General features: G+C 42.4%; 12 protein-coding genes. 10 read left to right on the top strand and 2 right to left on the bottom strand.

The features are described from left to right. Positions 1-62: 62 nt before the first annotated feature. The 3 genes from dsrO to VRUMOI_RS00820 are packed head-to-tail and all read left to right on the top strand — an operon-like array spanning position 63 to position 5032. Positions 63-824, top strand: a complete 762-nt coding sequence (gene dsrO, locus VRUMOI_RS00810; RefSeq protein WP_089138799.1) for a sulfate reduction electron transfer complex DsrMKJOP subunit DsrO — start codon at positions 63-65, stop codon at positions 822-824. Beyond that, positions 821-1936 (top strand): NrfD/PsrC family molybdoenzyme membrane anchor subunit, encoded by a 1116-nt coding sequence (gene nrfD, locus VRUMOI_RS00815; RefSeq protein WP_089138800.1) that lies wholly within the window; start codon positions 821-823, stop codon positions 1934-1936. Before dsrO ends, nrfD begins: the two co-directional genes overlap by 4 nt. A gap of 9 nt (positions 1937-1945) precedes the next feature. Then, positions 1946-5032, top strand: coding sequence for a tetrathionate reductase subunit A (locus VRUMOI_RS00820; RefSeq protein WP_089138801.1), 3087 nt, complete (start codon positions 1946-1948; stop codon positions 5030-5032). A gap of 67 nt (positions 5033-5099) precedes the next feature. Here the strand turns inward: VRUMOI_RS00820 and VRUMOI_RS00825 are convergent, their stop codons facing one another. Continuing rightward, on the bottom strand, positions 5100-5972 hold the full coding sequence (locus VRUMOI_RS00825) for a carboxylate/amino acid/amine transporter (protein ID WP_089138802.1): 873 nt from the start codon (positions 5970-5972) through the stop codon (positions 5100-5102). A 61-nt stretch (positions 5973-6033) separates the two neighbouring features. Then, complete coding sequence (locus VRUMOI_RS00830; protein ID WP_089138803.1) at positions 6034-6459, bottom strand: universal stress protein; 426 nt, start codon at positions 6457-6459, stop codon at positions 6034-6036. A gap of 272 nt (positions 6460-6731) precedes the next feature. On the opposite strand from VRUMOI_RS00830, the gene ftnA reads away from it, so the two are divergent. From ftnA to VRUMOI_RS00865, 7 genes are all read left to right on the top strand, one after another. Then, positions 6732-7262: a non-heme ferritin gene (gene ftnA, locus VRUMOI_RS00835; protein WP_089138804.1), complete on the top strand. Its 531-nt coding sequence runs from the start codon at positions 6732-6734 to the stop codon at positions 7260-7262. 85 nt (positions 7263-7347) lie between these two features. After that, positions 7348-7671 carry a universal stress protein UspB gene (gene uspB / locus VRUMOI_RS00840; RefSeq protein ID WP_089138805.1) on the top strand — a complete coding sequence of 108 codons (324 nt, stop codon included), beginning with the start codon at positions 7348-7350 and terminating at the stop codon, positions 7669-7671. Positions 7672-7859: 188 nt separating this feature from the next. Beyond that, the gene (locus VRUMOI_RS00845) at positions 7860-9047 is read left to right on the top strand and encodes a BaiN/RdsA family NAD(P)/FAD-dependent oxidoreductase (RefSeq protein WP_089138806.1); all 1188 of its coding nucleotides are present in this window, start codon (positions 7860-7862) and stop codon (positions 9045-9047) included. Positions 9048-9179: 132 nt separating this feature from the next. Beyond that, positions 9180-10007, top strand: coding sequence for a TnsA endonuclease N-terminal domain-containing protein (locus VRUMOI_RS00850; protein ID WP_089138807.1), 828 nt, complete (start codon positions 9180-9182; stop codon positions 10005-10007). Continuing rightward, positions 9994-12132 (top strand): DDE-type integrase/transposase/recombinase, encoded by a 2139-nt coding sequence (locus VRUMOI_RS00855; protein ID WP_089138808.1) that lies wholly within the window; start codon positions 9994-9996, stop codon positions 12130-12132. The genes VRUMOI_RS00850 and VRUMOI_RS00855 overlap by 14 nt, the downstream gene beginning before the upstream one ends. Continuing rightward, positions 12129-13565, top strand: a complete 1437-nt coding sequence (locus tag VRUMOI_RS00860) for an ATP-binding protein (RefSeq protein ID WP_089138809.1) — start codon at positions 12129-12131, stop codon at positions 13563-13565. Before VRUMOI_RS00855 ends, VRUMOI_RS00860 begins: the two co-directional genes overlap by 4 nt. 19 nt (positions 13566-13584) lie before the next feature. Then, positions 13585-15159 carry a TnsD family Tn7-like transposition protein gene (locus tag VRUMOI_RS00865; protein WP_089138810.1) on the top strand — a complete coding sequence of 525 codons (1575 nt, stop codon included), beginning with the start codon at positions 13585-13587 and terminating at the stop codon, positions 15157-15159. The last annotated feature ends 181 nt before the right edge of the window (positions 15160-15340 follow it).

The raw sequence follows: 15340 nt of genomic DNA on the forward strand, positions 1-15340 counted from the left end.
GAGCAAAAAGTATCCATTGGTGAGAATACCTCTTAAGAGTTATCACCATCAAGGTCAATCTCATGGATCAAACGAAACGACGCTTTTTACGCGGTCTCGGCGCAGTCTCTGCTGGGGCTGCAATCATCCCAGTGGCGACCGCCGCACCTATCATTCGTAATAATCAAGAACCGGGCCGCCAAGGCATGAAGGGCAAACGCTACGCGATGGTCGTTGACCTGCGTAAGTGTGTTGGTTGCCAGGCTTGTACCGTTGGTTGCAGTATCGAAAATCAGGCTCCCATTGGCCAGTTTCGTACTACGGTAAAGCAATATGAAGTCACTCTAGATGACGGCTCTACCGCCCAACAAGAAACCAAGATGTTCACTTTACCACGTCTTTGTAACCATTGTGAAAACCCACCTTGTGTTGCGGTGTGTCCTGTACAGGCAACGTTCCAACGTGAAGATGGCATTGTGATGGTCGATAACAAACGTTGCGTGGCTTGTGCTTATTGCGTGCAAGCGTGTCCTTATGATGCGCGTTTTATTAATGAAGAAACCTTGACCGCCGACAAATGTACGTTCTGTGCTCATCGCTTAGAAGAAGGCTTATTACCCGCTTGTGTTGAAACCTGTGTCGGTGGCGCGCGCGTGATTGGCGATATTAAAGATCCTAACAGTGAAATCAGTCGCTTATTAGCTGTTCATAAAGACCAAATAAAAGTATTGAAGCCTGAAGCTGGCACTCAACCGCATGTGTTTTATATCGGTTTGCAGGATGAGTTTACTTCACACATTGAAGGCAAAGCGGCGATTTACGATCCTCAAGGAGGACACTCATGAGTATTACTGAAATTTTGATCCCATCTCAGACGGTAGCTTGGCTTCCGTGGGCTGTGCAGTATTTCTTTTATATTGGTTCCGCTTATGCCGCGGCAATCTTGTTTTTTGTTAGCCTAGTTTTACGAGATAAAACCAGCCACCCATTACGCGTAGCATTGGCATTATGTTTAGCGATTTGTGCCATTGTTGGCCCATTAGCGTTAACTGCCGATTTACACCAACCGGGGCGGGCTTGGCATTTCTTCCCTCACTTAACCTCTTGGTCTTGGATGTCGCGTGGCGCGATTTTATTGCCAATTTTCTCTATGTTATCGGTGTTAGCGGCGTGGTTATATTTACGTCCCGACATTGCCAAACTTGAAAGCAGTGACAATAAACTGATGCGCTTAGCGACGCTATTGACGCTCGGCAAGTGGCAAGTTTCCAACAAATTGATCACCTTAGTTGCAGGTTTAACCTTATTGTCGGGCTTATCGATAGCGTTATATACCGGCATGGAAATCTATGCGGTCGCTGCTCGCCCAATGTGGCACCAACCGGCTTCTCCGATTTTATGGTTCGTCACCGCTTTCTTTGGTGCGATTGGTTTTACGTTGTTGATTTTGACTTTAATGCCAACCCCAAACAAAGCGATTGAGTTGACGCATAGCGATGTGAGTTTATTGAAGCGTTGTGTGGCGAGTTGCTCGGTATTGTCGCTCATTCTATTACCCATTTGGATATCTAATGGCGCATATATGGACTTGCTGCAATACGGTAGTTGGTTTAGCAACCTAGTGTTGATGATGGCTGCGTTTGTCGCTTGTTTAGCCATGGCATTCATCGTGATGCGTGGCCAACAATTTAAACGTTTATCGCTATTAGTGTGTAGTGGGTTAACCATTTCAACCTGTTGGGCCATTCGTTGGATGACCATGATTGAAGTGCAAACCTTACCTAAATATGACCAAGGCCCATACCCGTACGATTTGCCATTAGGCGCACCGGGCATGTTGGGCGTCGTTGGCATGGCTGGTTTGTGGTTAGTTATGGCAGTGGTCTTAAGCGAAGTCGTGTCATCGAAATCTGACCAATCAGTGGTATCAAACACTCCTTTATCAACTCAAGAGTAAGAGGTCATCATGGATAACAAGCGTCGTAAGTTTTTAAAATCAGGCCTTGCCGTTGGTGGTGGCGTTGCCTTTGCTGCAGGTTACGCTTCAACAGCGAAACATACGGTTGAAGGGATTGTTGATGGGACATCGGGTGAAAAAACCAAGCATGCCCATTTTGGTAACTCGTTAGAACCAGAATATAAAGTGAATAATGGCAAGCTGATTAGCAACCCAAAACAACGTGTCGCCCCATCGATGTGTTTTGGTTGTTGGACATTATGTGGGGTTCGCGTTCGCGTTGATAATGAAACCGATGAGATATTGCGTATTTCGGGTAACCCGTATCACCCATTATCAAGCGAGCAAAAAATTCCTTTTGAAACCCCGGTTAAAGAGGCCTACTTATCACTGACTGGCGAAGCTGGGATTGAAGGGCGTTCTACCGCGTGTGCCCGTGGCAATGCCATGATGGATGTGCGAACGAGCCCTTATCGTATTACTCAACCGTTAAAACGAGTAGGCAAACGTGGTGAAGGGAAATGGCAGCCAATCAGTTATGAACAATTGTTAAAAGAAGTGGTTGAAGGGGGCGACTTATTTGGTGAAGGGCATGTCGATGGCCTCAAAGCGATTCGTGATGTTAAAACACCGCTGGATAAAAATAACCCTGAATATGGCCCATTAGCCAACCAATTGTTGATGACCAATGCGGGTAATGAAGGTCGTGATGACATTCTAAAACGCTTTGCTTTTAATAGCTTTGGTACTCGTAATTTTGGCCACCATGGCTCTTATTGTGGTTATGCATTTCGTGCTGGCTCTGGCGCATTTATGAATGACTTAGATAAGTTTTCACACATGAAGCCCGATTTTGAATATGCAGAGTTTGCGTTATTTATTGGTACTGCGCCTGCTCAAGCTGGTAACCCATTTAAGCGTCAAGCTCGTCAGTTAGCTAATGCACGTACTCGTAATGATTTCGAATACACCGTGGTCACACCAACGTTGCAGGTATCGACCAGTCTTGCGACGGGGAATAATAACCATTGGTTGGCGATCAAACCGGGTACGGATTCAGCCTTAGTATTGGCCATCATTCAATGGATGCTGACTCACGATAAATACGACAAAAACTTCCTCGCTCAACCTAGTGCCGCGGCGATGAAAAAAGCCGGTAATGCTCATTGGTGTAATGCCACTCATTTAGTGATTGTTGAGCAAGGCCATGAGCGTCAAGGTAGCTTCTTACGTGCCTCTGATTTAGGTTGGCCATACCAAGGTGACAAGCTATCAGAGGGCGATCATTATGTGATCGTCGATCAAGCCAGTGGCCAACTGACGGTCAATAGTCAAGATAAGCCCGCTCAGTTATTGGTGAAACAAAACGTGACGACGCCAAATGGTGACATCGCGGTTTGCTCATCAATGCAAATGCTAAAACAAGCCGCGTTTGAATACACCATGGATGAATTTGCAGAATTATGTGGTGTGCCTGTCGATAAAATTAATAAGTTGGCAGCGAAATTACACCAACATGGTAGTAAGTCTGTGGTCGATAGCCATGGCGGCAACATGCACAGTAATGGCTTTTACAATGCCTTTAGTATTGTAATGCTCAATGCCATGTTGGGTAACATCAACAAAAAAGGCGGCATGAAAGCCAAAGCAGGGGGCTATCCAACCTCAGCGGCGGGGCCACGTTATGATTTCACGCAATTTGATGGCAAGGTTTCGCCGAAAGGGGTTTTCCTTTCTCGCTCTAAATTTCCTTATCAAAAAACCAGTGAATATCAGCGTCGTGTGGCGGCTGGTGAATCACCGTATCCTACTCGCGCCCCTTGGTATCCTATCTCTGCGCCGTTATTGACCGAGCATTTATCCGCCGCGATTGATGGTTATCCATATCGCTTGAAAGCATGGATTAACCACATGGCAAACCCTTTGTATGGGGTGCCCGGTTTAACCACATTATTGCGTGATAAGCTAAGTGATCCGAAAGAATTGCCGTTGATTGTCTCGGTCGATGCCTTTATCAATGAAACCACCGCGATTTCAGACTATATCGTGCCAGATACCGTGACTTATGAAAGTTGGGGGATGGCAGGTCCGTGGCATGATGTTCCAACGAAAGCGGTGACGGCGCGTTGGCCGATAGTAGAAGCTCGCACTGACAAAACCGCCGATGGCCGTGAAATTTGCTTAGAAACCTTCTTAATTGATATGGCGAAAAGCATGAAATTGGGCGGTTTTGGTGACAAGGCAATTAAAGATGCGCAGGGAAATTGGCACGGCATTCATAACGCTGCTGATTTCTATTTACGTTCAGCCGCCAACCTTGCTTACGTCGCGGGCGGTACGCCAAAGGCCAGCAGCGATGATATCTATTTCTCAGGGTTAGAGCGTTTATTGCCGGATATGCAACGAGTGCTAAGCCCGGATGAGCAAGCCAAAGTGGCCTTTGTTTATGCTCGTGGTGGTCGCTTTGAAAACGCCAGTGAAGCCTACAAAGGTGACGTCATGAAATATCAATGGCAAAAACCGGTGGCGATTTGGAATGAAACACTCGGCACGTCGCGTAATACCATGACAGGTGAGTTGTATTCTGGTTGTCCGACTTGGTATCCACAAAAACTGGCAGATGGCACACCGATGGAAGAACAATATCCAAAATCTGAATGGCCATTTGTGTTGACCAATTTTAAGTCGAATATTCACAGTGCGGTGTCTAATTTGTCGCCTCGTTTGAATTCGATTAAGGGGATTAACCCGGTGTATATTCATCCAGAAGATGCTAAACAATATGACATACAAACCGGCGATCAATTTACGGTGCAAACTCCAACCCATCAAATGGAAGTCACTGCGATGTTGGTTGAGGGGATTCATCGTGGCGTATTGGGCTTTGAGCATGGCTTTGGGCATACCGAACTCGGTGAGCGATCCCACTGGATTGGTGATAAACAACAACCCGTTAAAATGAAGTCGAGCGATGGGGTGAATATTAACGACATCGGCTTGATTGATCCAACTCGTGAAGGCAAAGGGGTACTACTGGATTGGGTGGTTGGTGCCGCCGCCCGTCAGGCGCTACCGGGTAAGATTAAGTTGTCTTAATTGATAGACTTGAACGAAAAACGGACGCTCAGTGAAGCGTCCGTTTTTTATTGCATCATTGGTTTGATTACACGCTACACGGCAATGCTTTACGCTTCACCCAAGTTTCATTGACCCATAACGACAACATAATCACTGCGCCACCTAGTAATAAGCGGGTTAAATCGACATCGCGATTCCAAATGACAATGTTGACGATTAAACCTGCCGGCACTAGGGCATTATTCATCACTGCTAATGCGCCAGCGTTAACTAAACAAGCGCCTTTATTCCACAAGAAATAACCTAAGCCAGAAGCAATCAATCCTAAGTAGATTAAGATTCCCCATTGCAGATTGGTGGTCGGCAATTTGTCCGCGTTGCCCATTAAAGTAAACGCAACAGAAGCCACTATAAAGGCACCAATATAGAAATAACCAAAAACGGTACGCTGTGAAATGTCGACTTTATTTTGTTCCATCACATGTTTATAACCCACCTGACCGAGAGCAAAACACAGGTTAGCACCTTGAACGACGAAGAATCCGTTGAGAAAGTTTTCATTCACTCCTGCAAATTTAATGATAGCCGCGCCCGCCACCGCGATCACCGCCGTTAATAAATACCAAGGTGAAAAACGGCCTTTTAATAGATCATAAATCAGCGTGACATAAATTGGCGTGAAGACGGTAAATAGCAAGACTTCAGGTACGGAAAGCAGTAGAAAAGATTGATAATAAAAGCAATACATCAAGCCGAGTTGGATGCCGCCAATCGCCATTAATTTAGTGATTAATTTTGCCGGTATGCCTTTAAATTTCAGGAAAGGAAGAAACACTAAGCCTGCAAGAGCGATACGGATCCACACCGAAAACCAAGCATCAACTTGACCGGCAAGGTAAACGCCGATCAAGCTAAAGGAAAACGCCCACAGAAGCGTGACCGCAGAAAGATAAAACATAACTCACCATGTAAACTAAAAAGTATTTTTGAAGTTTACATTAATTCAAATTGAAAGCATATCAATCTTCTAAAGGTACGATCAGCATATCTACTGAGGTATCGTTAATGAGCTGGCGAGAAGTGGAAAGCAGCTTGCTCCAAAAATCTTTATGGTGGCCACACAGCACTAAATCGATATGCTGTTTCTCGATAGCGTGTGCAATTTCATTGCATAAATCGCCGCTAGAAACGATGGTTTCGGTGATCGGAAAATCAATACTCTTAACTAAGGTTTGAATTTTCTTTTGTGCCGCTTCAAGCATGGCATTTTGCGTTTCAGCAAAGTTGATTTCCATGAAGCCGGTGTACATGTCTGTAAAATTGACATCAATGTGAATTAGCGACAATTTAGCGTCGCAGGCTTTGGCTAATGCGGCGGCTTTATTGACGAGAATAACGCTGTCATCTGATAGGTCTACAGCTACAAGGATATGTTTGTACGTCATAATGCGCTCTCCAATTATTATCATTTCAACGCTTTATTTTATAGATAAAAAGCACTGAGTCTGTATTGAGACTATCATTAACATAGCGCAAAAAGTGTTGTTGATCTCTCACTATCTTACGCTGGTAACTAAATTTCCATTGTTGGAATTAGCAACAAAAACACAAATGAAAGCGCTATTTTTGTGATGATTTTTACCTCAACTAGCGAGTTTAATTTATGGGCGTGATATAGTGCCGGGAGGTGTTTATAAAGAGTTTAAAGGAGTACAGCATGCTTTCTAAAGCGATGATTGAACAATTGAATGAGCAAATTAACCTAGAATTTTTCTCATCTAATCTATACTTACAAATGAGTGCTTGGTGTGAAGATAAAGGGTTTGAAGGCGCTGCTGAATTTTTGCGTAAACATGCCACCGAAGAAATGGAACATATGCAACGCCTATTTACTTATGTCAGTGAGACTGGCGGACTGCCGATTTTAGGTGCGATTGAAGCGCCAAAACATCAGTTTAAAAGTTTAGGCGATGTGTTCCGTGAAACTTACGAACATGAGCAAATGATCACGCAGTGCATTAACAAGCTCGCGCATTTAGCTTTTACTAGCCAAGATTATTCAACCTTTAACTTTTTGCAGTGGTATGTGGCTGAGCAGCACGAAGAAGAGAAATTGTTTAAAGGGATTTTAGACAAGCTAGAATTAGTGGGTGAAGACGGCAAGGCGCTATTCTTCATTGATAAAGATCTAGCTGAATTAGCAAAACAAGGTTCATCATCTGTGATGGCAGGATCTACAGCGGTGTAAATCGTTGTTAAAGCGACACTCCCACTGATTGGGGTTGGTTGTGATCGTCTTTTTCTCCTGTTATGCGTGATGTTTGGAGGAAAAGATGATCAGTGCAGATACCCTATTAACCGCGTTAACCGTTGTGACTCTTATCAACTTAGTGCGATATATTACCGCACTGCGCGCACTCATTTTCATTATGAGAGAAGCGCATCCTCTACTTTACCAGCAGGTCGATGGCCGAGGCTTTTTTAGCACTCATGGCAACATGACCAAACAAGTTCGCCTTTACCATTACCTGAAAGAAAAAGAATATCTACATCATCATGAAGATGTGTTTATCAATAAATGCAGTAAAGTCCGTGAGTTATTTGTGCTCACCTCTGGCTTAGCGTTGTTAACCCTAGTGATGGCCTTTGTTGCCTAAGTTAGTGGCTTTAGTTGAGTTACTTAATTTAATTGCTGCGAATCCCAACAAGGCTCGTATCGATGGATAAAGCGAAAGCTGAGTGAAAGCCACTTAAAGGATGTGATATTGAAAGGATGTGCGTTAAAATCGCGCGTCCTTTTATTTTGCCCATTATTTGTGGGTAAGCAGAACAAGAGAAAGTAGTTATGAGTACTCATTATGATGTGGTGATTATCGGTGCTGGTGCCGCGGGCTTAATGTGCGCAGCGGAGGCCGGCAAACGAGGTCGCACAACCTTAGTGATCGATCATGCGAAAAAGCCAGGGCGAAAAATCCTTATCTCGGGCGGTGGCCGTTGTAATTTTACCAATTACGATGTCAGTGCTAATAACTACTTATGCCAAAACCCACATTTTGTGAAATCAGCGTTATCGCAATACACCAATTGGGACTTCATCAGCTTGGTGTCTAAGTATGGTATTGAGTTTGAAGAGCGTGAACACGGCCAGCTGTTTTGTGTTGATTCAGCTAAGCAAATTGTCGACATGCTGCTTAAAGAGTGCGATTACCCTAATGTGTCACAGCGCTACCGTTGTGATATTCACGATATTGAAAAAACCGACACCGGTTTTCGTTTTAAAGCCAATAATGATGAAATCACTTGTGAATCGTTAGTCGTGGCAACCGGTGGGCTTTCAATGCCAAAACTTGGCGCAACGCCTTTTGGTTATAAAGTGGCGGAACAGTTTGGTTTATCTGTGGTAAACACTACCGCTGGCCTAGTACCATTTACCTTACATAAAGAAGACAAAGAAGATTTTGCCGAGCTTTCTGGGATTTCCGTTCCTGCTGAGATCACCGCGCAAGATGGCACGGTGTTTAAAGAAGCACTACTGTTTACCCATCGTGGTTTATCTGGGCCTTCGGTACTGCAAATTTCCTCTTACTGGCAAGCGGGTCAAACCGTCACCATCAACCTTATTCCTCAAGTCGATGTATTCGAACTGTTGACACAATCTCGTGAAAAACACCCGAATCAAAGCCTCAAAAACACCTTAGCAAAAGTGCTGCCTAAGCGCTTAGTCGAAGTGCTGATTGAGCGCAAAATGTTTGAAGACAAACCATTAAAACAGTTCAATCAAAATCAACTACAAGCGATTGACCAACAATTGCAAAACTGGCAAGTATTGCCGAACGGCACAGAAGGTTATCGCACCGCCGAAGTCACATTAGGTGGCGTGGATACCAAGCATCTTTCATCAAAAACCATGCAATGTAACAGCGTTCAAGGGTTGTATTTTATCGGTGAAGTAATGGACGTCAGCGGCTGGCTCGGAGGCTACAACTTTCAGTGGGCATGGGCCTCAGGTTTTGTTGCTGGGCAGTGGGTGTAAACGTGTGTAGATACAATAAAGTTTACCCGTAAGCTCTAAAGTTTGCCCGTAAGAGGATTTTGAAACAATAAAGTTTGCCCGTAGTGACTTACCTTACTATTATAAATGTAGGTAGCTATGATTGGATTGAGTATGGGACGTGGGCGTAAACTGGAGTCGTTGAAAGACTTTGAGCGAGCATTAAAAAACAAATATGGAATTGGTCAAGGTTCTGAGTACAAGCCTTGGCTCAGAATTCAGGACGTAAAATCTGAAGGAAAACGTTCGCTAATTTATGGTAGGAAGTCTCAAAGGGACCACCATATGATGTCTTCGATAGAAAGTGAGCACTTTCATCTCGCTGAGTTTTCGCGCAGTGTGGTTGATATCAGAGAGCAATTCCCTATTTTCCCTCTAAATTTTACGCAGAAAGTTGCTAAAATCCTTGGTGTTGAACACCCAACCCATCCTCATACGAAAGAGCCAATCATCATGACAACTGATCAGTTGCTCACGATAGACACTCCGGAAGGCATTATATACAACGCTGTTTCAGTCAAACCTGAAGGTAATTCTAGCGATCTCCGAGTACTTGAGAAGATAGATATCGAGCGAGTATGTTGGGAGTTGCTTGGCGTTAAGTTTAGATACTTTACCGGTAATGAATTAACTAGGATCCAAAGTAGCAACCTTGAGTGGACATCATCCCCTTTTCGTGAGAATCCGATCTGTTTTTCTTTTGAGCAATTAGATTGTGCCCTCTCAGTAATAAATGTTGGACAATTCTTCATTGAAGACCTTTGTAATCAGTTTATTTCAATGAATATTACCTCCCATGATGATGCTTTGTTGCTAGTTCGTTTCCTCATAGCCGACCACTTAATCGAGGTAGATCTATCAAAAAATATTTCTGAATCAGGGCTTATTGATGTGATGTATGTTGCTGATTATCAAGGAGGTATGCGATATGGAGCTTCCTAGAAACAGCGTTTGGATCGTACATGATTCGGAGTTGCTTAAAGACGGACTCTATCGTTTGCTGGATATCTTTCAGGATGTTGAATCTGTTATTTTATTCTCGTTAGACGATACTTCCGCAACAGTAAGGCCTATAGCAGTTTCACTAGAAAGTTTTATTGAGCTTTTTTCTAGCCGTAAAGCCCAAAAAGCACATTATGAATTGCCGAGTTATCTTCTTGTTGATGAGGAAAATATTTCAGATGATCACATTGGTCGTCGAGATAAAAACTATGGTTTCATCAAAGGTATTGTATTCGACAGATCCTTTGTCTTTGATTATGCAACCAAAAAACGCTCCCCTCAGCTTGCTGAATATGCAAAAGAAATTAGTGTCGACCGTAAATCTTTAGCTAGATTGCTTACCCTATATTGGAGAAATGGTCAGGACAAAATGGCTTTGTTACCTGCCTTTTCTAAAAGTGGAGGTGCTGGGAGAGACCGAATCCCAACAACAAAACCTTTGGGGGCGCCCAAACAACCAAGAACCACCGCTTTTGATAGAGCGGCTAAGTTTATTGTTAGTGATGATGATAAGAAAAAATTCAAAAAAGCGTTACGGAAGTATTACCTCAAAGAGTCAGGGTTGACGCTAGCAAAAACTTATAAAAATTTGCTCAAAGATAGTTATTCAAAAGAGATAAGCTTGGCTGAGGCATGTGGCAGGTATCCGTTGATACCAACTAAAAAGCAGTTTAGTTACTGGTCCACAAAGTTATTCAGTAAAGAACAGATAATCAAGCAACGAACATCGGAAAACGAATATCTCAGAAATAAAAGGAGTGTACTCGGTAGTATTACCGATCAAAGCTACTTACCTGGAGTTCATTTTGAAATTGATGCAACTGTTGCTGACGTACATATTGTATCTGAACTTGGATCTCAGTATGTTTTAGGGCGGCCGACGATTTACATAGTGGCTGACAGAGCGAGTCGAATGATAGTTGGTATGCATGTGTCTCTATACCACGCTTCATGGCGTGCTGCCCGCCAGGCATTAACTAATAGTTTCCTTTCTAAATCTGATTACTGTAAGAGCTTTGGTTTGGAGATAGCTGATTCAGAGTGGCCTTGTGCTCATATACCTAAAGAATTGGTTTGCGACAATGGAGAAATGATTGGCATACAGCCACAGAAAGTTCTGGCACCAATGACACAACTATCTTTTACGCCACCGTACCGACCTGATTGTAAAGGTGTTGTAGAAAAACGATTTGATACTCTTAACAATGAGGTTGTTCACGAATTACTAGGTACAACGAGAGGCGGGAACGTTGTTCGAGGGAGTCGAGATCCAAGAAAAGACGCAATTTACACACTAAAAGAAGTTACAACAGAAATAATAAAAGCAGTACTAGAGCACAATCGCTCAATTCTTGATGGTTTAGCCTATTCTAGCCCTTTACTTATAGAGAATAACCTATCTCCGACTCCTTTGAACTACTGGAAAGTACATCTAGCAAAACATAAGCATCAACTTCAATCTGCTAATAGTGATGAAGTTATAGCTAGATTGCTGCCTTCAGCTGAAGTCAGTATGACTCGAAGCGGAATATATTTTAATGGTATGTACTATTCTTGTTCAGAAGTTGAAGAGCGTAATCTAGCATCTGTCGCTAGGTCGTCAGGACGCTGGAGACTTGAAGCTCGAATTGATGAAAATACAACAAATTATATTTATGTTCGCTTAGATAAAAACAGAGAATTCATTAAGTGTAATTTGTTACCTCGAAGTCGTATGTTGGGTGATAAGTCTATGTATGAATCGGAGTTTATTCAGGATTGGCTCGATACTAAGAAAGAGTTAACACCAATAACGAAGACCTCAATTGATGATCATAAGCATCGTCAGGAAGTAACTCGGCAAGCGAAGCATAGAAATAAAGATGCTGAAAATGTTTCTTTTAAAGATAAAACGAGCAACACCCGTCAGCGCCGAAAGGAAGAATTAGAAGCTACAACAAATATAATTGCACCAGATTCTGAGACTTCATTTACTAATAATAGCCCTGATTCTTTCCCTTTAGGTAATAAAATTATTCCGTTACCAAAAGGTAGAAAAAGAAGAACCAATGGAGGTGGGTCATGAGAGTTGAGCCTGCTGTATATAAAAAGGCAATTTTACCTGAGCATCAAGGCAATCCGCTTATAGAAGCACTCCCAACTAAGAAATCATGGGAAAGTGTCATGGAGGATTTTAGTAATTACCCTGACTACTCAGAAGAAATTGCTGATCACCCTGATCCATTGGTTCGCGATGAGTATCTAAATCGTATTGAAGAAATTAGGCAACCACTGACTGATTATGAAGCATGTTTTAGAGCAGTAGAGAGGTCTATCAAAAAGGGTTATTCAGCCAAGAATCCACTTAGCCCTACCACTGCACAGTACCTACATTATTTAGTTGATGAAAGACCTGACATAGAACCTCGAACAGGCTTTTTTCAACCTAAAGGAGATGGGCTTACTCTTATTGGTGAAAGCGGTGTAGGCAAAACCTCGATGATTGAACAAATTCTGGGTTACTTCCCAAATGTTATTATTCATGAGTCCTATCAAGGTCAGCAACTAGAAATAAGAAAACAAGTGGTCTGGATAAAAGTTGACTGTCCTAGCAACTCAAGCGTTAGGGATTTGTGTGAAGAAATATTATCAACGTTAGACCTCACACTTGATCGTGAAAAAACTAAGCCTGCAGGAACGATAGGTGCTTTAATTCGACAGCTAGAACGGTGTATCAAGTCTAGTTTTCTAGGCATGTTAGTTATTGATGAAATGCAGAACCTCAAATTCAAAAGAACAGGTGGTGAGAACAATTTATTAAAGTTTTTGCATAGATTGGTGAACAAGCTAGGCGTACCACTTTTCTTTGTTGCAAACCCTCCATTTGATCAGTCTCTTATCAAGGAGCTCAAAGCTGCCCGTCGAGCCGAAAGTGGTTACCACCATACTATGTCTGTCTTGGCAAGGGACAGTGTTTCATGGAATGCATTTATAGAACAGCTTTGGCAATACCAATGGACAAATGTTTATACAGAGCTCACAGAAGAACTTAATGATGTTCTTCATTCGCTTTCGGTTGGTAATATTGATATGGCAAGCCGCACATACCGAGAGGCTCAACGGTTAGTTATTGGATCTGATGACGAACGTCTTACCTCTGCTTCATTAAGGGCTGGTAATACTGTTGCTTGTGGGCTTTCAAGGCAAACCGATGAAGTCAATGCGCTGAAAAGCACTATCGTTTCTCTGCCTAAAGGTAAGCAGCGTAATACTCTAAATACAAATAAATTGGCGATAAAAATAGTCGATAAAACTGGTGATATAACTAAACCCCAACATCCAGAGTTTGCTTCTCAGGTTATGGAATTGTTAGGTGCAGTAGATTTATCAAGCAGAATCAATGACCCGAACCTGTTTCAACAAGCTGCGGAAGTTGATGACCCTATTCAATATTTGAGAAAGCGAAAGGTTTTGTTAGACGATCCTTTATCAGAACTATCCTATAGTTCAATAAATTGATTAACGGAAAAGGTTCATTATGCATTTGCCGGACGCATTGCCAGATGAAACCCTTTTTAGTCGTGTTGTCCGATATCTTTCTTTATCTGGAACTCTTAAAGAGCAGTGTTTAAAAGACTTAGTTGGTAACCGGCGAGCTGTTATTCACCCTTATCTTACAGCAGATCTAACAGCTATTAGCGCATTTACTAGTGAATCTGCTGTGGAGCTGTGTCGTAAGCAAACGTTAAGACCTTGGTTTGCTCATTATTTGCCACGCTACCAACAAACAATTTGTAATTCTTCTATAAAAACTCATGAACTAATCAGAGCTTGCCAGCTATCGACTTTCAGAGAGACTGAGCCATTGGCCGTTAAGTTTTGCCCGTTGTGTTGTATAGATGATATACAGAATATAGGGGTAGCTTATTGGCATTGCCTACATCAAATTCCTGGAGTGGATGTTTGTTCGAAGCACGGTGTCTGGTTGTCATATTATACCCTTAATGATCGAGAGCATCTTAGTGAGAACTTTTTACCTACTCCTAATCGCTGTCAGAACAAATGCGAACCATTAGCGATAGAGTTCGCGCAATTTGCAGAGAGAAAATTGCGCTCTATTCAATCCCACCCTTTGTATAATCAAGATACGAAAAAATACATATTTCAGTTGGCTAATAAAGGGCTTGTAACAAATAATGGTAGAGTAAAACGAATTGAGTTAATGGCTGCACTTTATGGCTTGTCTGTACAAATTCTTCTCCCCAATAATCCTCTTCGCATAACGTCAAATCAAGATTTTAGGTATGTGGAATCATTGCTTAATAGCTCATATCAGGCTCATCCATTTAAGCACCTGTTACTCGAGTTTTTCCTTGCTCAAGGCTATGTTAACGAAGACTCACAGACACAATATATATCGACAGAGATAAGAGAACGTGATTTTTGTGAAGTAGAAGCTCGTTGTTGTGATTTGTTGCAACAGGGGGCTTCAATGGCACAGGTTGGTCGTGATATCGGTAAAAGCCGATGTTACGTTAAGGCTATCGCTCTTAAGCATCATATTCCAGTAAATCTGAAGCCCTATAAAATAACTAATAGTGTTAAAGATAAGATTTCCAAAATGGCATTCAAGGGAAAACATCGAGCCGCTATTGCTCAGCAACTAGGAATATCTTCAGGAAGCGTAGAAATGATTATTTCTTCGGTTGAGGGGTTAGTGGAGTGGAGAAAAAAATGCAAAGCGGACTCGAAAAGAAGGCGTTATCAATATCAAATTTTACGGTATGTTCAGCAGTATCCTCAAAGAATGAGACAGAGTGTTAAGGAAGAATGTGAAGCAGCATTTTTCTGGTTGTACTTACATAATCCAGATTGGTTGGAGCAACATCTTCCGAATCCACTGAAAACCCAACATGTTGATAGAGTTGATTGGGGTGAAAGAGATAAAGAATTGGCGCAGCGCGTTGTTCAAATTATGGATAAGGCTGGCTATGCAATTTCGCGAACTCAACTAGATCGTGAGCTTGGCTCTCATGGTTGGTTAACTGCGAAGAAAGAGAATCTTCCTTTAACCCTACAAGCTTATTATCAATGGATTAACTTGAGAAAATAGTTGTTGCTAGGATATCTGTGTTAAAAGCTTGGAATGTGGCTAGGTTTTAACCTCTTTCATGTTAATATTGTCCGTTTTTGGCACTGTATCTATCATGTGGTTGGTATGGAGCAAAAATCTGATTATCTTCTCACCTAAGGCATATGTGTTTAGGTTATTATTGTAAGTGTTTTTTGTTTGT

Origin of the sequence: Vibrio rumoiensis, assembly GCF_002218045.2 — a bacterium.
Lineage (GTDB): Bacteria > Pseudomonadota > Gammaproteobacteria > Enterobacterales > Vibrionaceae > Vibrio > Vibrio rumoiensis.